26 protein-coding genes are annotated in these 14,419 nt (G+C 41.7%); all 26 read left to right on the top strand.

What is annotated here, in order from left to right:
- The first annotated feature begins 9 nt into the window (after positions 1-9).
- The 26 genes from whiA to DWW86_RS09455 all read left to right on the top strand — a co-directional run bounded on the left by whiA (position 10) and on the right by DWW86_RS09455 (position 14,418).
- A complete protein-coding gene (gene whiA / locus DWW86_RS09580) occupies positions 10-957 on the top strand; it encodes a DNA-binding protein WhiA (RefSeq protein ID WP_072521755.1) in 948 nt (315 codons plus the stop codon).
- Positions 954-1,208: an HPr family phosphocarrier protein gene (locus DWW86_RS09575; protein ID WP_072521754.1), complete on the top strand. Its 255-nt coding sequence runs from the start codon at positions 954-956 to the stop codon at positions 1,206-1,208. The genes whiA and DWW86_RS09575 overlap by 4 nt, the downstream gene beginning before the upstream one ends.
- 91 nt (positions 1,209-1,299) lie before the next feature.
- Entirely contained in the window at positions 1,300-2,376 is a 1,077-nt protein-coding gene (locus tag DWW86_RS09570; RefSeq protein ID WP_117942933.1) for a hypothetical protein, read from the top strand.
- Positions 2,377-2,731: 355 nt separating this feature from the next.
- A complete protein-coding gene (gene rpsJ / locus DWW86_RS09565; RefSeq protein WP_015542248.1) occupies positions 2,732-3,049 on the top strand; it encodes a 30S ribosomal protein S10 in 318 nt (105 codons plus the stop codon).
- Positions 3,050-3,140: 91 nt separating this feature from the next.
- Positions 3,141-3,773 (top strand): 50S ribosomal protein L3, encoded by a 633-nt coding sequence (gene rplC, locus DWW86_RS09560; RefSeq protein WP_072521752.1) that lies wholly within the window; start codon positions 3,141-3,143, stop codon positions 3,771-3,773.
- A 21-nt stretch (positions 3,774-3,794) separates the two neighbouring features.
- The gene (gene rplD, locus DWW86_RS09555) at positions 3,795-4,415 is read left to right on the top strand and encodes a 50S ribosomal protein L4 (protein ID WP_072521751.1); all 621 of its coding nucleotides are present in this window, start codon (positions 3,795-3,797) and stop codon (positions 4,413-4,415) included.
- Positions 4,415-4,714 carry a 50S ribosomal protein L23 gene (gene rplW / locus DWW86_RS09550; RefSeq protein ID WP_005424975.1) on the top strand — a complete coding sequence of 100 codons (300 nt, stop codon included), beginning with the start codon at positions 4,415-4,417 and terminating at the stop codon, positions 4,712-4,714. The genes rplD and rplW overlap by 1 nt, the downstream gene beginning before the upstream one ends.
- Before the next feature lie 65 nt (positions 4,715-4,779).
- Positions 4,780-5,625 carry a 50S ribosomal protein L2 gene (gene rplB, locus DWW86_RS09545; RefSeq protein WP_072521750.1) on the top strand — a complete coding sequence of 282 codons (846 nt, stop codon included), beginning with the start codon at positions 4,780-4,782 and terminating at the stop codon, positions 5,623-5,625.
- A 15-nt stretch (positions 5,626-5,640) separates the two neighbouring features.
- On the top strand, positions 5,641-5,922 hold the full coding sequence (gene rpsS / locus DWW86_RS09540) for a 30S ribosomal protein S19 (protein WP_015542253.1): 282 nt from the start codon (positions 5,641-5,643) through the stop codon (positions 5,920-5,922).
- Positions 5,923-6,016: 94 nt separating this feature from the next.
- Positions 6,017-6,406 (top strand): 50S ribosomal protein L22, encoded by a 390-nt coding sequence (gene rplV, locus DWW86_RS09535; RefSeq protein ID WP_005424978.1) that lies wholly within the window; start codon positions 6,017-6,019, stop codon positions 6,404-6,406.
- A gap of 11 nt (positions 6,407-6,417) precedes the next feature.
- Complete coding sequence (gene rpsC / locus DWW86_RS09530; protein WP_072521749.1) at positions 6,418-7,074, top strand: 30S ribosomal protein S3; 657 nt, start codon at positions 6,418-6,420, stop codon at positions 7,072-7,074.
- Positions 7,074-7,511 (top strand): 50S ribosomal protein L16, encoded by a 438-nt coding sequence (rplP, locus tag DWW86_RS09525; protein ID WP_072521748.1) that lies wholly within the window; start codon positions 7,074-7,076, stop codon positions 7,509-7,511. The genes rpsC and rplP overlap by 1 nt, the downstream gene beginning before the upstream one ends.
- The gene (gene rpmC / locus DWW86_RS09520) at positions 7,501-7,710 is read left to right on the top strand and encodes a 50S ribosomal protein L29 (RefSeq protein ID WP_022067328.1); all 210 of its coding nucleotides are present in this window, start codon (positions 7,501-7,503) and stop codon (positions 7,708-7,710) included. Before rplP ends, rpmC begins: the two co-directional genes overlap by 11 nt.
- Positions 7,711-7,728: 18 nt before the next feature.
- Positions 7,729-7,986 carry a 30S ribosomal protein S17 gene (gene rpsQ / locus DWW86_RS09515; RefSeq protein WP_178732084.1) on the top strand — a complete coding sequence of 86 codons (258 nt, stop codon included), beginning with the start codon at positions 7,729-7,731 and terminating at the stop codon, positions 7,984-7,986.
- A 13-nt stretch (positions 7,987-7,999) separates the two neighbouring features.
- Positions 8,000-8,368, top strand: a complete 369-nt coding sequence (gene rplN, locus DWW86_RS09510; RefSeq protein WP_005424985.1) for a 50S ribosomal protein L14 — start codon at positions 8,000-8,002, stop codon at positions 8,366-8,368.
- A gap of 11 nt (positions 8,369-8,379) precedes the next feature.
- Positions 8,380-8,691: a 50S ribosomal protein L24 gene (gene rplX, locus DWW86_RS09505; RefSeq protein ID WP_072521746.1), complete on the top strand. Its 312-nt coding sequence runs from the start codon at positions 8,380-8,382 to the stop codon at positions 8,689-8,691.
- A gap of 21 nt (positions 8,692-8,712) precedes the next feature.
- Positions 8,713-9,252 carry a 50S ribosomal protein L5 gene (gene rplE / locus DWW86_RS09500; RefSeq protein ID WP_072521745.1) on the top strand — a complete coding sequence of 180 codons (540 nt, stop codon included), beginning with the start codon at positions 8,713-8,715 and terminating at the stop codon, positions 9,250-9,252.
- A 14-nt stretch (positions 9,253-9,266) separates the two neighbouring features.
- Entirely contained in the window at positions 9,267-9,452 is a 186-nt protein-coding gene (locus DWW86_RS09495; RefSeq protein ID WP_005424988.1) for a type Z 30S ribosomal protein S14, read from the top strand.
- 195 nt (positions 9,453-9,647) lie between these two features.
- Complete coding sequence (rpsH, locus tag DWW86_RS09490; RefSeq protein ID WP_072521744.1) at positions 9,648-10,049, top strand: 30S ribosomal protein S8; 402 nt, start codon at positions 9,648-9,650, stop codon at positions 10,047-10,049.
- 204 nt (positions 10,050-10,253) lie between these two features.
- On the top strand, positions 10,254-10,793 hold the full coding sequence (rplF, locus tag DWW86_RS09485; RefSeq protein WP_015542257.1) for a 50S ribosomal protein L6: 540 nt from the start codon (positions 10,254-10,256) through the stop codon (positions 10,791-10,793).
- A 17-nt stretch (positions 10,794-10,810) separates the two neighbouring features.
- Positions 10,811-11,179, top strand: coding sequence for a 50S ribosomal protein L18 (rplR, locus tag DWW86_RS09480; protein ID WP_015542258.1), 369 nt, complete (start codon positions 10,811-10,813; stop codon positions 11,177-11,179).
- 17 nt (positions 11,180-11,196) lie between these two features.
- The gene (gene rpsE, locus DWW86_RS09475; protein ID WP_015542259.1) at positions 11,197-11,706 is read left to right on the top strand and encodes a 30S ribosomal protein S5; all 510 of its coding nucleotides are present in this window, start codon (positions 11,197-11,199) and stop codon (positions 11,704-11,706) included.
- Positions 11,707-11,719: 13 nt separating this feature from the next.
- Entirely contained in the window at positions 11,720-11,902 is a 183-nt protein-coding gene (gene rpmD, locus DWW86_RS09470) for a 50S ribosomal protein L30 (protein ID WP_015542260.1), read from the top strand.
- Between the two features lie 39 nt (positions 11,903-11,941).
- Entirely contained in the window at positions 11,942-12,382 is a 441-nt protein-coding gene (gene rplO / locus DWW86_RS09465; RefSeq protein ID WP_072521743.1) for a 50S ribosomal protein L15, read from the top strand.
- Complete coding sequence (gene secY, locus DWW86_RS09460) at positions 12,382-13,698, top strand: preprotein translocase subunit SecY (RefSeq protein ID WP_072521742.1); 1,317 nt, start codon at positions 12,382-12,384, stop codon at positions 13,696-13,698. The genes rplO and secY overlap by 1 nt, the downstream gene beginning before the upstream one ends.
- 75 nt (positions 13,699-13,773) lie before the next feature.
- A complete protein-coding gene (locus DWW86_RS09455; RefSeq protein ID WP_072521741.1) occupies positions 13,774-14,418 on the top strand; it encodes an adenylate kinase in 645 nt (214 codons plus the stop codon).
- Position 14,419 lies beyond the last annotated feature (1 nt).

The following is a 14,419-nucleotide window of genomic DNA, read 5'->3' as shown; positions in this document are numbered from 1 at the left end:
GAATGGAAATTGTCTTTTTCAGGGATGGTGAAAGAAGAACTTTCCAGACAGACAAGTACGGCGAGACATTGCCGGATTGCGGAAACAGCAGCACTTCTCAGTGCGTGCGGCCGCATTACGAAAGATGGAAGTCTGCGATTTCAGACAGAAAATAATGCCGTGGTGAGAAAGTACTTTACTTTATTGCAAAAAACATTTAATATAGATACAGAAATAGCCATTCGCGAGAGCAGTATGCTCAAAAAAGGAAATGTATATCATGTAGAGATTACAGATCTTTTACAGGTACAGAATGTACTTCAGGGGACGAAACTTTCGGTGAATGAGGCTGACAGGGGAACTTTGTTTCTGGAGAATGGACTGATCACGCAGCAGAATTGCTGTAAACGTGCATTCGTACGGGGTGCCTTTCTGGCATCCGGTTCGATCAGTGACCCAGAGAAAGGCTATCATTTTGAAATTGTATGTCAGGATGAAGTTAAGGCAGAGAACTTACGGGATATCATCCATACATTTCAGATTGATGCAAAGATCGTGCTGCGCAAGAAGTCATATGTGGTCTATGTGAAGGAAGGCGCACAGATCGTGGATATGCTGGCAATCATGGAAGCAAATGTTGCATTAATGAATCTTGAGAATATTCGTATTCTTAAGGAAATGCGTAATTCTGTCAACCGGAAAGTAAACTGTGAAACAGCAAATATCAATAAAACAGTTAGTGCGGCAGTCAAACAGATCGAAGATATCAGACTGATCAAAGAAAAAACAGGGCTTCATAATTTAAATGAAGGCCTTACGGAAATTGCAGAGCTGAGATTACAGTATCCGGAAGCTACACTAAAAGAATTAGGAATGATGTTAAGTCCACAGGTCGGAAAGTCAGGCGTGAATCACCGGCTTCGCAAACTCAGTGAGATAGCGGAAGAACTGCGGACAAACGAGGAGGAAGTATTATGATTAAAAAACCGATCACAATTCATTTATCGACAGGACTGGAAGCTCGTCCGGTTGCTCAGCTTGTACAGGTAGCGAGTCAGTTCAACAGTGAGATTTATGTTGAGATTGGCAGAAAAAAGGTCAACGCTAAGAGCATTATGGGGATGATGACTTTAGGACTGGATGCCGGAGAAGAAATTATGCTTTCTGCAAATGGGGAAGATGAAGAAGCGGCAATGGAAAGCATCGAAAATTATTTAAGTAATCAGTAATTATCGAATCACAGATAAAGAGCATTGCCGGAAGGAGACCAATTCCTGTGCAATGCTTTTCATAAAGGTGAACCAAAGCGAGGAGATACCAATGTCAAAATTTTTGAAGTTTATTGTACACTTTGCAGTTATATGTACGATCGTATGTATCCTTGGAATGGCTCTTCCGCCATTCTTTGGAGTGCGTACCGTGATCATGGATTCGACAGATAAGGCGACAAACCTGCCGCTTGGATCTGTAACGTATGCGATTCCGGTAAGAACCGAGGAAGTGACCGCCGGTTCTCCAATCCTTGTGCAGGAAGACGGCAAAACATACAAATACAATCTTGTAAGCGTAAACAGAGAAAATAATACAGGTACCGTGATTGATACAACAACTTCTGCACAGGAGAGCATTACGGTTTCCGTTAAGAACTGGGTGCCGAAGATTGTGATCACGATCCCTTTAGTTGGATATCTGCTGGTGGCAACGGAGAGCGTTGAGGGACTGATCGTTCTTGGACTTGTGATTCTCTTTCTTATTATATTATATGTTATCGCAGAGCTCTGGAAAAAAGATCCGGAAGATGATGAATATGAAGATCTTCAGGGGGATACACGACATGTGAAATCAGCCCGCGAGCTGAAAGCTGAAGAAAAAGCCCGTGCGAAACGTATGAAACAGGAAGATAAAGAACTTCTGCAGGATACAAAAGAAAAGAAAAAGAAATCCAAAAAAGAAGAAAAGAAAAAGAAGAAAATCCGTACCGGTGGCTTTGTAGATGAGATTGATGAAGATGATCTTGATGACGAACCAGAAGAAACTGTTCAGCCGGTAGGAAATGTACAGGTTGCAACAAGCGAAGCGCATGAGCTTCTTAAAAAGGAAATTGCAGCAGCAACAGCTGAAGAAGAAACAGAAGTATCTGAAAGTTATTCTAAAATATCAGGAGAACCTGCAGAACCAAGTGTTTCAGAAGAAGAATTTCCAGAGGAAGAAATCGAAGAGGAACAGCCTGTTGAAATCAAAAAACTTGCTATTCCACGAAGAACAGCTTCCCAGTTTGCCAACAGAGCCAGAAAAGAAGGTGATGCGCCGGATGTAGTCAGAGACTCCATTACAAAGGTTACATTATTTGATTACTCTGATATTATTGGCGGCAATGCAGAAGAGGAAGAAGAATAAAGCTACTATATAATATAGAAGAAAGCGGTGTGAGACGATATCTTACACCGCTTAAATTGTATTTATAAAAATACAAAATAAAATAAAAAAAGGGCTTGCATAAGTGATATGTCTTGTGTATAATAATCCTTGCTGTGACATGATAGCTATGAAGCGTGAGGTTGCCGTCAGAAAATGACGGGTTTTCCGTGGAGCGAATGTCAAGTTAGGAAACTGACGACAAGTCACTGTACAAGTTCAGAAACCATCTACGGGATGGACGTGTGTAAAGAAGTCGAAAGACACACACGGAGATGTGTACAGTCGCCGCTTGTCGTACTGCATAATTGAGTACGAATAGGAGGAGACTTTTTTTATGGCAAATCAGGTAATGAGAATCACTTTAAAAGCTTACGATCATCAGTTAGTAGATGCATCAGCAGCAAAAATCATCGAGACTGTTAAAAAGAACGGAGCAACTGTTAGCGGACCGGTTCCGCTTCCTACTAAGAAGGAAGTTGTTACAATCTTAAGAGCTGTTCACAAATACAAAGATTCCAGAGAACAGTTCGAACAGAGAACTCATAAGAGACTCATCGATATCATGACACCAACCCAGAAAACAGTTGATGCACTTTCCAGACTGGAAATGCCGGCAGGTGTTCACATTGATATCAAGATGAAAACCAAATAATTTTTTTAAACTCGTTTTAAATGCCCTTTGGGCGTTTCAAAAAACTATATGATTGCCTTTATGGTAATCCGCTATAAGGAGGAAGAAAGAAATGAAGAAAGCTATTTTAGCTACTAAAGTCGGAATGACTCAGATCTTCAATGAAGATGGCCAGTTAATTCCGGTAACCGTTTTACAGGCTGGTCCATGCGTTGTAACTCAGGTTAAGACAGAGGAAAACGACGGATACGCTGCAGTTCAGGTTGGCTACGGCGAGATCAGAGAAAAACTGGTTAACAAACCGGAAAAAGGTCACTTTGACAAAGCTGGTGTAGCAGTACAGAGATTCGTTAAAGAATTCAGATTTGAAAATGCTGCAGAATACACTGTAGGACAGGAAATTAAGGCTGACATCTTTGCAGACGGCGATCACATCGATGCAACTGCAATCTCCAAAGGTAAAGGCTTCCAGGGCGCTATCAAGAGACATGGACAGTCCAGAGGACCTATGGCTCACGGCTCCAAATATCATCGTCATGCTGGTTCCAATGGTGCTTGCTCCGATCCGAGTAAAGTATTCAAGGGAAAACACATGCCGGGTCACATGGGAAATGTACAGGTTACAGTACAGAACCTTGAGATCGTTCGCGTAGACACAGAAAACAATTTACTGTTAGTGAAAGGTGCTGTTCCAGGACCTAAGAAATCTCTGGTGACCATCAAAGAGACAGTAAAGTCTTTATAATGAGAAAGGAGGAGCATCAGAATGGCAAACGTAACAGTTTATAATATGGAAGGCAATGAAGTTGGAACAATGGAACTGAACGATGCAGTGTTCGGTGTAGAAATCAACGAGCATCTTGTTCATCTTGCTGTTGTTCGTCAGCTTGCAAATAATCGCCAGGGTACTCAGAAAGCAAAAACACGTTCTGAAGTAAGCGGCGGCGGAAGAAAACCGTGGAGACAGAAAGGAACAGGTCATGCTAGACAGGGTTCCATCCGTGCACCACAGTGGACTGGTGGCGGTGTAGTATTCGCTCCGGTACCGAGAGATTATGAAGTAAAAATGAACAAAAAAGAAAGAAGAGCAGCTCTGAAATCCGCTCTGACTTCTAAGGTTCAGGACAATAAACTGGTTGTTGTAGACAGCCTTACACTTGCAGAAGCTAAGACAAAAGAAATGCAGAAGGTTCTTACAAACCTTAAAGCAGAAAAAGCTCTTATCGTAACTGCTGGTGATGATCAGAACGTAGTTCTTTCTGCAAGAAACATTGCAGATGTACAGACTGCAACTGTAAACACTATCAACGTATATGATGTTATGAAATACAATACTGTAGTGGTTACTAAAGACGCAGTTGCATCCATTGAGGAGGTATACGCATAATGGCAGATATTAAATATTATGATGTAATTCTCAAGCCTGTAATCACAGAGAAATCCATGAACGCCATGGGTGAGAAAAAATACACTTTCCTGGTTCATCCGGAAGCAAACAAGTCTCAGATCAAAGAGGCTGTAGAGAAAATGTTCGAAGGAACAAAAGTAAAGAGCGTTAACACCATGAACATGGATGGTAAGAAAAAACGTCGCGGTGTGACAGTTGGTAAAACAGCTAAAACTAAAAAAGCGATTGTAGCTCTGACAGAAGAAAGCAAAGATATCGAGATCTTCGAGGGATTATAATTCCCTGCTTTCTGTAAGATATATGCTGGAAAGCATGATAACTAATATTCGAAAGGAGAAACATCATGGGAATCAAAACCTATAACCCATATACACCTTCCAGAAGACATATGACTGGATCTGATTTCTCTGAGATCACAACAAGTACCCCTGAGAAATCATTAGTCGTATCTCTGAAGAAAAACTCTGGACGTAACAATCAGGGTAAAATCACTGTAAGACACCGCGGAGGCGGAAGCAGAAGAAAATACAGAATCATCGACTTCAAGAGAAGAAAAGATGGTATCGCTGCTACAGTAAAAACAATTGAGTATGATCCGAACAGAACAGCAAATATCGCTCTTATCTGCTATGCAGATGGCGAGAAAGCATACATCCTTGCTCCAGAAGGACTGAAAGTCGGCCAGAAGGTCATGAACGGTCCGGAAGCTGAAATCCGTGTTGGTAACTGCCTGCCGCTGGAACTTATCCCAGTTGGTACTATGGTTCACAACATTGAGCTTCATCCTGGAAAAGGCGGTCAGATGGTTCGTTCCGCTGGTAACGGTGCACAGCTGATGGCTAAAGAAGGCAAATATGCAACATTAAGATTACCGTCTGGAGAAATGAGAATGGTTCCGCTGGTATGCCGTGCTTCCATCGGTGTTGTTGGAAACGGTGACCACAACCTTATCAATGTTGGTAAAGCTGGACGTAAACGTCACATGGGAATCAGACCTACAGTTCGTGGTTCTGTAATGAACCCGAATGACCATCCGCATGGTGGTGGTGAAGGAAAGACCGGAATCGGTCGTCCAGGTCCGTGTACACCATGGGGCAAACCTGCTCTTGGTCTGAAGACCAGAAAGAAAAACAAACAGTCCAACAAGCTCATCGTAAGAAGACGCGATGGAAAAGCTTTATCAAAATAATAAGGAGGGTACAGAATGTCTCGTTCATTGAAAAAAGGACCTTTCGCAGACGCAAGCCTGCTTAAAAAGGTTGACGCTCTGAATGCTGCAAATGATAAATCTGTGATCAAAACATGGTCACGTCGTTCCACTATCTTCCCGTCCTTCGTAGGACATACAATTGCAGTCCATGACGGAAGAAAACATGTTCCGGTATACATCACAGAAGATATGGTTGGTCATAAACTTGGTGAGTTCGTTGCAACCAGAACATACAGAGGACACGGAAAAGACGAAAAGAAATCCGGCGTTCGCTAGAATTAATCATTAACTAAAATAAACTGCCTGTTGTCCCGGTGGGACAACATGGCGGATTCCAGATATTGAATAAATCGAAAGGAGGCACTTAAAAATGGCAAAGGGACATAGAAGCCAGATTAAGAGAGCCAGAAATGAGAGTAATAGAGAGACAAGACCGTCTGCAAAATTATCTTATGCAAGAATTTCTGTTCAGAAAGCCTGCTATGTATTAGATGCAATCCGTGGCAAAGATGTGCAGACAGCACTTGGTATCCTGACATACAATCCAAGATACGCTTCCAGCGTTCTGAAGAAGCTGCTTGAGTCAGCAATCGCAAACGCAGAAAACAATAACGGAATGAGCGCAGATAACCTCTACGTTGCAGCGTGCTATGCAAACAAAGGACCTACAATGAAACGTATTCAGCCAAGAGCACAGGGTAGAGCTTACAGAATCGAAAAGAGAACAAGCCATATCACCATCGTGCTGGATGAAAGATAAGGAGGAAAAGCATGGGACAGAAAGTTAACCCACATGGCCTTAGAGTCGGTGTTATCAAGGATTGGGATTCCAGATGGTATGCAGAAGCTGATTTTGCAGACTATCTTGTAGAAGACTACAATATCAGAACATTTTTAAAGAAAAAACTTTACAGCGCAGGTGTTTCCAAAATCGAAATCGAAAGAGCATCTGACAGAGTTAAGATCATCATCTACACTGCTAAACCGGGTATCGTAATCGGTAAGGGCGGTTCTGAGATCGAAAAAGTTAAAGCTGAATTACAGAAATACACAGATAAGAAACTCATTGTAGATATCAAAGAAGTTAAGAGACCGGACAAAGATGCTCAGCTCGTTGCTGAAAACATTGCACTGCAGCTTGAGAACCGTATCTCCTTCAGACGTGCTATGAAATCTACAATGCAGAGAACAATGAAAGCAGGAGCAAAGGGAATCAAAACATCCGTATCCGGACGTCTTGGTGGAGCTGATATGGCTCGTACAGAGTTCTACAGCGAAGGAACTATTCCGCTTCAGACACTTCGTGCTGACATTGATTATGGATTTGCAGAAGCTGACACAACTTACGGAAAAGTTGGTGTAAAAGCTTGGGTATACAACGGTGAAGTACTTCCTACTAAAGGAAATAAGGAAGGGAGCGATAAATAATGTTAATGCCAAAAAGAGTAAAACGTCGTAAACAGTTCCGTGGCTCCATGAGAGGTAAAGCCCTTAGAGGTAATAAAATCAATTATGGTGAATTCGGTCTTGTTGCAACCGAGCCTTGCTGGATCAGATCTAACCAGATCGAAGCAGCCCGTATCGCCATGACACGTTACATCAAACGTGGTGGTCAGGTTTGGATTAAGATTTTCCCGGATAAACCAGTAACAGCGAAACCAGCAGAAACACGTATGGGTTCTGGTAAAGGAGCCCTTGAATACTGGGTAGCAGTTGTTAAGCCAGGACGTGTAATGTTCGAAATCGCAGGCGTTTCTGAAGAAATCGCTCGTGAAGCATTACGTCTTGCAATGCACAAGTTACCATGTAAATGTAAAATCGTTTCTCGTGCAGACTTAGAAGGCGGTGATAACAGTGAAAATTAATAAATTCGTAGAAGATTTAAAAGCAAAATCAGCTGCAGAATTAAATGAAGAATTAGTAGCTGCTAAGAAAGAACTTTTCAATCTGAGATTTCAGAATGCAACCAATCAGTTGGACAATACAAGCAGAATCAAAGAGGTTCGCAAGAATATTGCCAGAATCCAGACAGTAATCACTGAGCAGGCTAACGCTGCGAAATAGTGAATATAGGAGGAAATAATCGTGGAAAGAAATCTGAGAAAGACCCGTGTGGGTAAGGTTGTCAGCAATAAGATGGACAAGACCATTGTAGTTGCTATCGAAGACCATGTAAAACATCCTCTTTACAAAAAAATCGTAAAGAGAACATATAAACTTAAAGCTCATGATGAAAACAATGAGTGCAATATCGGTGATACCGTTAAAGTTATGGAAACCAGACCGCTGTCCAAGGACAAAAGATGGAGACTGGTTGAAGTTGTAGAGAAAGTGAAATAAGGAGGAAACCAGTATGATTCAGCAGGAAACAAGACTGAAAGTTGCCGACAACACTGGTGCAAAAGAAATCCTTTGTATTCGTGTTATGGGTGGCTCTACAAGAAGATATGCTAACATCGGTGATACTATCGTTGCTACTGTTAAAGATGCAACACCAGGCGGTGTTGTTAAAAAAGGTGATGTAGTTAAAGCTGTTGTTGTTCGTACAAAAAAAGGCGCTCGTCGTAAAGACGGATCTTACATCCGTTTCGATGAAAATGCAGCCGTAATCATTAAAGACGATTTAACTCCGAAAGGAACACGTATCTTTGGACCAGTTGCCAGAGAACTTCGTGAGAAGAAATTCATGAAGATTGTTTCCTTAGCTCCGGAAGTATTATAGGAGGGTGCCTAATGTCAGCTATGAAAATTAAAAAAGGCGATACTGTTAAAGTAATCGCTGGAAAAGATAAAGGCAAAGAAGGAAAAGTTCTTGCCGTTAACGTAAAAGACAACACCGTAATCGTTGAGAATGTCAACATGGTTACAAAGCACAACAAACCATCAGCAGCAAACCAGGCTGGCGGAATCTCCACAAAAGAAGCTGCTCTTCACGTTTCCAACGTAATGCTCGTTGTAGACGGAAAAGCAACAAGAGTTGGATTCCAGATGGATGGAGACAAAAAAGTTCGTGTTGCTAAAGCGACAGGTAAAGTTATCGATTAATTAAGAGAGGAGGCATGACAGGTGAGTAGATTAAAAGACCTTTACAAAAATGAGATCATGGATGCCATGACCAAAAAATTCGGATACAAAAATGTTATGGAAGTGCCAAAACTCGAAAAGATCGTAGTAAACATGGGTGTTGGTGAAGCCAAAGAAAATGCAAAGCTTCTTGATGCTGCAATTGCTGATATGGAACTGATTACAGGACAGAAAGTAATCGCAACAAAAGCTAAAAAATCTGTGGCTAACTTCAAAATCAGAGAGGGTATGCCAATCGGTTGTAAGGTTACCTTAAGAGGTGAGAAGATGTATGAGTTCGCTGATCGTCTTATCAACCTTGCTCTTCCTCGTGTACGTGACTTCCGTGGTGTAAATCCAAATGCTTTCGATGGCAGAGGAAACTACGCACTGGGAATCAAAGAACAGCTGATCTTCCCTGAAGTTGAGTATGATAAGGTAGACAAAGTAAGAGGTATGGATATCATCTTCGTTACAACTGCTAAGACAGACGAAGAGGCTCGTGAGCTGTTAACTCAGTTCAATATGCCTTTTGCTAAATAAGGAGGAGAATTCGAATGGCTAAAACAGCAATGAAAATCAAACAGCAGCGCAAACAGAAATTCTCCACAAGAGAATACAGCCGCTGCAGAATCTGTGGACGTCCACATGCATACCTGAGAAAATACGGCATCTGCCGTATCTGCTTCCGTGAACTGGCTTACAAAGGTCAGATCCCGGGTGTTAAAAAAGCTTCCTGGTAGGCCGGAAACACTTAATGAATGCAAGCTGTTAAGCGCAGCATGAATTTAGTGTGAGGCCCTTCCCGAATCTTAACGAAACCGAGTGTGAACGAAGGTTGAGTTTAGCTGAGGGAAGAGGTGCAAATTTGATAAGATTAATGTTACAGTATAAATCATGTAAAGTCTGAAAAGAGAGAAAATTAGGAGGAAACTAACATGACAATGAGTGATCCAATCGCAGATATGCTTACAAGAATCCGTAACGCTAACACTGCAAAACATGACACAGTAGATGTTCCGGCATCCAAAATGAAAATCGCAATCGCAAACATCCTCGTAGACGAAGGATATATTGCAAAATACGACTTAGTTGAAGATGGCGCATTCAAGACCATCCACATCACCCTGAAATACGGTGAAACAAAGAACGACAAGATCATCACAGGACTTAAGAGAATCTCCAAACCAGGTCTTCGTATCTACGCTGGTAAGGATGAACTTCCGAAAGTACTTGGCGGACTTGGTATCGCAATCCTTTCTACAAACAAAGGTGTTATCACTGACAAAGAAGCTCGTAAACTTCAGGTTGGTGGCGAAGTACTTGCGTTTGTTTGGTAGACCTAGAACACTTAATGAATGCTGCGCCTGATGGCGCTGCATGAATTTAGTGAGAAGGTCGTTCCGAGGAACTTAATGAAGACAAGCGTAAGCGCAGTCTGAATTTAGTAAACGGAACTTCCTTATTCATTGATAGATGAAGAAATGACTGAAAACAGAGGGGATTTATTTCTCTCCGACAATCTAAGTAAGGAGGACAATATTATGTCACGAATCGGCAGACTTCCGGTAGCTATTCCGGCAGGCGTTGAAGTAAGCGTAGCTGCAGGTAACGTAGTAACCGTTAAGGGCCCAAAAGGAACACTTGAAAGAGCGCTTCCGACAGAAATGGAAATCAAAGTTGAAGATGGTCATGTAGTAGTTACAAGACCAAACGATCTTAAGAAAATGAAAGCATTACACGGTCTGACCAGAAGCCTTATCCACAACATGGTTGTTGGTGTAAGCGAAGGCTACACAAAAGAGCTTGAGGTTAACGGTGTAGGTTATAGAGCACAGAAACAGGGCAAGAAACTTGTTCTTTCTCTGGGATATTCTCACCCGGTAGAGATGGAAGATCCAGAAGGTCTGGAATCCAAAGTTGATGGAAACAAGATCATTGTTTCCGGTATCAGCAAAGAAAAAGTTGGCCAGTACGCAGCTGAAATCAGAGATAAGAGAAGACCGGAGCCATACAAGGGCAAAGGTATCAAATATGCTGATGAAGTTATCAGACGTAAAGTTGGTAAAACTGGTAAGAAATAAATAAGGAGAGTGAGAATATGATTAACAAAGCATCCAGAGCGGAAATTCGCGAGAAAAAACATAGAAGAATCCGTCATCATCTCAATGGAACAGCTACTACTCCTAGACTGGCAGTATTCCGTTCCAACAAGCATATGTATGCACAGATCATTGATGACACTGTAGGAAAAACTTTAGTATCAGCTTCTACTCTTCAGAAAGATGTAAAAGCTGAACTTGAAAATACTGATGATGTAAAAGCTGCAGCATACCTCGGAACTGTAATCGGAAAGAAAGCAGTTGAAGCTGGTATCGAAAGCGTTGTCTTCGACAGAGGAGGCTATATCTATCACGGTAAAGTTAAGGCACTGGCAGACGCAGCAAGAGAAGCTGGGCTGAAATTCTAAAAGGGAGGAAAAGACACATGAAACATAATCTTATTGATGCTAGTCAGTTAGAGTTAGAAGATAAAGTAGTGTCAATCAAACGTGTTACCAAGGTTGTTAAAGGTGGTCGTAACTTCCGTTTCACAGCTTTAGTTGTAGTAGGTGACGGCAACGGACATGTTGGTGCAGGTTTAGGAAAGGCAGCAGAAATTCCGGAAGCAATCCGCAAAGGAAAAGAAGATGCCATGAAAAAACTGGTTACAGTTGCAAGAGATGAAAACAATTCCATCACTCATGACTATGTAGGTAAATTCGGAAGTGCTGAAATGCTTCTGAAACGTGCTCCGGAAGGTACTGGTGTTATCGCTGGTGGTCCGGCCCGTGCAGTCATTGAGCTTGCAGGAATCAAAAACATCCGTACAAAATGTATGGGATCCAGAAACAAACAGAACGTTGTTATGGCTACCATCGAAGGATTAAGCAAACTGAAAACTCCGGAAGAAGTTGCAAAACTTCGCGGAAAATCTGTAGAAGAGATTCTGGCATAAGGAGGACAAAATAATGGCAAACACATTAAAAGTTACACTTGTTAAGTCTCCAATCGGTGCAGTTCCGAAGCACAAAAAAACTGTAACAGCTATGGGACTTACAAAAATGCACAAAACAGTTGAAATGCCTGACAATGCTGCTACAAGAGGAATGATCCAGCAGGTTCAGCATCTTGTAAAAGTAGAAGAAGCATAATAATTTCCAGAGATCGAATAATAAAAGGAGGTGCCAAAGATGGAATTATCAAACTTAAGACCAGCAGAAGGTTCTAAACACAGTGATAACTTCAGAAGAGGCCGTGGACATGGTTCCGGAAACGGCAAAACAGCCGGAAAAGGACATAAAGGACAGTTAGCTCGTTCCGGACACAAGAAACCGGGATTCGAAGGTGGACAGATGCCTTTATACAGACGTCTTCCGAAGAGAGGTTTCAAGAACAGAAATTCTAAAGAAATCATTGCAATCAATGTAGACGTTCTTAATCGTTTTGAAGACGGTACAGAAGTTACAGTAGATACTTTACTGGCTAGCAAAGCAATTTCCAAAGCCGGAGACGGTGTTAAAATTCTTGGAAATGGTGAACTGACAAAGAAACTTACTGTTAAGGTAAACGCTGTCAGCGAAACCGCAAAAGCAAAAATCGAAGCTGCAGGTGGTACAGTAGAGGTGATCTAATGTTTGAGACTCTTAAAAGCGCTTTTAGAGTAAAAGAGATGCGTCGTAAGCTGTTATATCTGTTAGTGATGATCTTTATCATCCGAATCGGTTCACAGCTGCCCATCCCAGGTGTAGACAGCAGCGTTTTCAAACAGTGGTTCAAGAGTAATACCGGTGATGCATTCAATTTCTTTGATGCTTTCACCGGCGGCTCTTTTGAGAGTATGTCTGTATTTGCGCTGAATATTACACCGTACATTACATCTTCCATTATCATTCAGCTGCTCACTATTGCAATTCCTGCTCTGGAGGAAATGCACAGAGATGGTGAAGAAGGAAGAAAAAAGATGACTGCAATTACCCGTTATGTCACAGTTGGTCTTGCTCTTTTTGAGTCAGCTGCCATGACAATCGGTTTTTCCCGTGGAAATATCGTTAAAGATATGAACTTTTTAAAGGGAATTGTAGTAATTGTCAGTCTGACAGCCGGTTCCGCGATGCTGATGTGGATCGGTGAGCGTATCACTGAAAAAGGTGTTGGAAATGGTATTTCTATTGTACTTGCAGTAAATATCGTATCTCGAATCCCAAGTGATATGACAACTCTTTATGAGAACTTTATTAAGGGAAAAACAATTGCAAAAGGAATGCTTGCAGGACTGATCATTTTTGCAATCATTATGGTAGTAGTTGTATTTGTCCTTATTCTTAATGGAGCAGAGAGGAGAATTCCTGTTCAGTATTCCAAGAAGATGGTTGGTAGGAAGATGATGGGTGGTCAGGCCACCAATATTCCTCTGAAAGTTAACACCGCAGGTGTTATTCCGATCATTTTTGCTTCTTCTATTATGTCCTTCCCTGGTGTTATTGCACAGTTTGCAGGAAAGGCAAATGGAACAGGCATTGGAAGTGAAATTCTGAGAGGTCTCTCTTCAAGTAACTGGTGTAACCCGTCTCAGCCACAGTACAGCTGGGGTCTGTTGGTATATGTAGTACTTTGTGTGTTCTTTGCATATTTCTACACATCCATCACATTTAACCCGCTGGAAGTTGCTGATAACATCAAAAAGCAGGGTGGTTTTATTCCGGGTATCCGTCCAGGAAAACCTACATCAGATTATTTGACTAATATGCTTAATTATATTATATTTATAGGTGCGGTAGGCCTGATTATTGTGGCAGTAATTCCGTTCTTCTTCAATGGCGTATTCGGAGCACATGTTTCTTTCGGTGGTACATCTATCATCATCGTTGTTGGTGTTGTTCTTGAAACCTTGAACCAGATCGAGTCTCAGTTGCTTGTCCGCAATTACAAAGGCTTTCTGAACAGCTAAAACGAAGGCTGTGGTGTGAAAGCATCACAGCCTTTTTGGTTTTTTGCTTCATAAAGAAAAAGGAGGGTATTTTTTATGCGTATTATTATGTTGGGTGCACCGGGAGCAGGAAAAGGAACTCAGGCGAAGAAGATTGCCGAGAAATATGGTATTCCGCATATTTCAACAGGAGACATTTTCCGTGCAAACATCAAAAATGGTACAGAATTAGGTACAAAAGCAAAAACTTATATGGATCAGGGTCTTTTGGTACCAGATGAATTAACCTGTGATCTTGTAGTAGACAGAATTCAGCAGGATGATGCAAAGAACGGATATGTACTGGATGGATTTCCGAGAACCATTCCTCAGGCAGAATGCCTTACAGCAGCGCTTGAGAAACTGGGAAGCAAAATTGATTATGCCATTGATGTTGATGTACCGGATGAAAACATTGTAAACCGTATGTCCGGCAGAAGAGCCTGCCTGAAATGCGGAGCAACTTATCATATCGTGTATGCTGCACCAAAGACAGAAAATGTTTGCGATACTTGTGGAGAAACACTGGTACTTCGTGATGATGACAAGCCGGAAACTGTTTCCAAACGTCTGAAAGTGTATCATGAGCAGACACAGCCGCTGATCGATTACTACACAAAGCAGGGTGTTTTAAAGACTGTAGACGGAACCTGCGCACTGGATGAAGTGTTTAAGGCAATCGTTGAAATCTTGGGAGAATAAT

The organism is Ruminococcus sp. AF17-22AC (assembly GCF_003460065.1).
GTDB lineage: Bacteria > Bacillota > Clostridia > Lachnospirales > Lachnospiraceae > Blautia_A.
This window is presented reverse-complemented; position numbering and strand designations above follow the sequence as displayed.

Coding starts and splice junctions, on each gene's coding strand:
- secY (WP_072521742.1), top strand. CDS start 12,382: ATGTTTGAGACTCTTAAAAGCGCTTTTAGAGTAAAAGAGATGCGTCGT.
- rpsJ (WP_015542248.1), top strand. CDS start 2,732: ATGGCAAATCAGGTAATGAGAATCACTTTAAAAGCTTACGATCATCAG.
- rplR (WP_015542258.1), top strand. CDS start 10,811: ATGATTAACAAAGCATCCAGAGCGGAAATTCGCGAGAAAAAACATAGA.
- DWW86_RS09455 (WP_072521741.1), top strand. CDS start 13,774: ATGCGTATTATTATGTTGGGTGCACCGGGAGCAGGAAAAGGAACTCAG.
- rpmD (WP_015542260.1), top strand. CDS start 11,720: ATGGCAAACACATTAAAAGTTACACTTGTTAAGTCTCCAATCGGTGCA.
- rplC (WP_072521752.1), top strand. CDS start 3,141: ATGAAGAAAGCTATTTTAGCTACTAAAGTCGGAATGACTCAGATCTTC.
- rplB (WP_072521750.1), top strand. CDS start 4,780: ATGGGAATCAAAACCTATAACCCATATACACCTTCCAGAAGACATATG.
- DWW86_RS09575 (WP_072521754.1), top strand. CDS start 954: ATGATTAAAAAACCGATCACAATTCATTTATCGACAGGACTGGAAGCT.
- DWW86_RS09495 (WP_005424988.1), top strand. CDS start 9,267: ATGGCTAAAACAGCAATGAAAATCAAACAGCAGCGCAAACAGAAATTC.
- DWW86_RS09570 (WP_117942933.1), top strand. CDS start 1,300: ATGTCAAAATTTTTGAAGTTTATTGTACACTTTGCAGTTATATGTACG.
- rplP (WP_072521748.1), top strand. CDS start 7,074: ATGTTAATGCCAAAAAGAGTAAAACGTCGTAAACAGTTCCGTGGCTCC.
- rpsS (WP_015542253.1), top strand. CDS start 5,641: ATGTCTCGTTCATTGAAAAAAGGACCTTTCGCAGACGCAAGCCTGCTT.
- rplV (WP_005424978.1), top strand. CDS start 6,017: ATGGCAAAGGGACATAGAAGCCAGATTAAGAGAGCCAGAAATGAGAGT.
- rplN (WP_005424985.1), top strand. CDS start 8,000: ATGATTCAGCAGGAAACAAGACTGAAAGTTGCCGACAACACTGGTGCA.
- rplO (WP_072521743.1), top strand. CDS start 11,942: ATGGAATTATCAAACTTAAGACCAGCAGAAGGTTCTAAACACAGTGAT.
- rplD (WP_072521751.1), top strand. CDS start 3,795: ATGGCAAACGTAACAGTTTATAATATGGAAGGCAATGAAGTTGGAACA.
- rplW (WP_005424975.1), top strand. CDS start 4,415: ATGGCAGATATTAAATATTATGATGTAATTCTCAAGCCTGTAATCACA.
- rpsH (WP_072521744.1), top strand. CDS start 9,648: ATGACAATGAGTGATCCAATCGCAGATATGCTTACAAGAATCCGTAAC.
- rplF (WP_015542257.1), top strand. CDS start 10,254: ATGTCACGAATCGGCAGACTTCCGGTAGCTATTCCGGCAGGCGTTGAA.
- rplX (WP_072521746.1), top strand. CDS start 8,380: ATGTCAGCTATGAAAATTAAAAAAGGCGATACTGTTAAAGTAATCGCT.
- rpsC (WP_072521749.1), top strand. CDS start 6,418: ATGGGACAGAAAGTTAACCCACATGGCCTTAGAGTCGGTGTTATCAAG.
- rpsE (WP_015542259.1), top strand. CDS start 11,197: ATGAAACATAATCTTATTGATGCTAGTCAGTTAGAGTTAGAAGATAAA.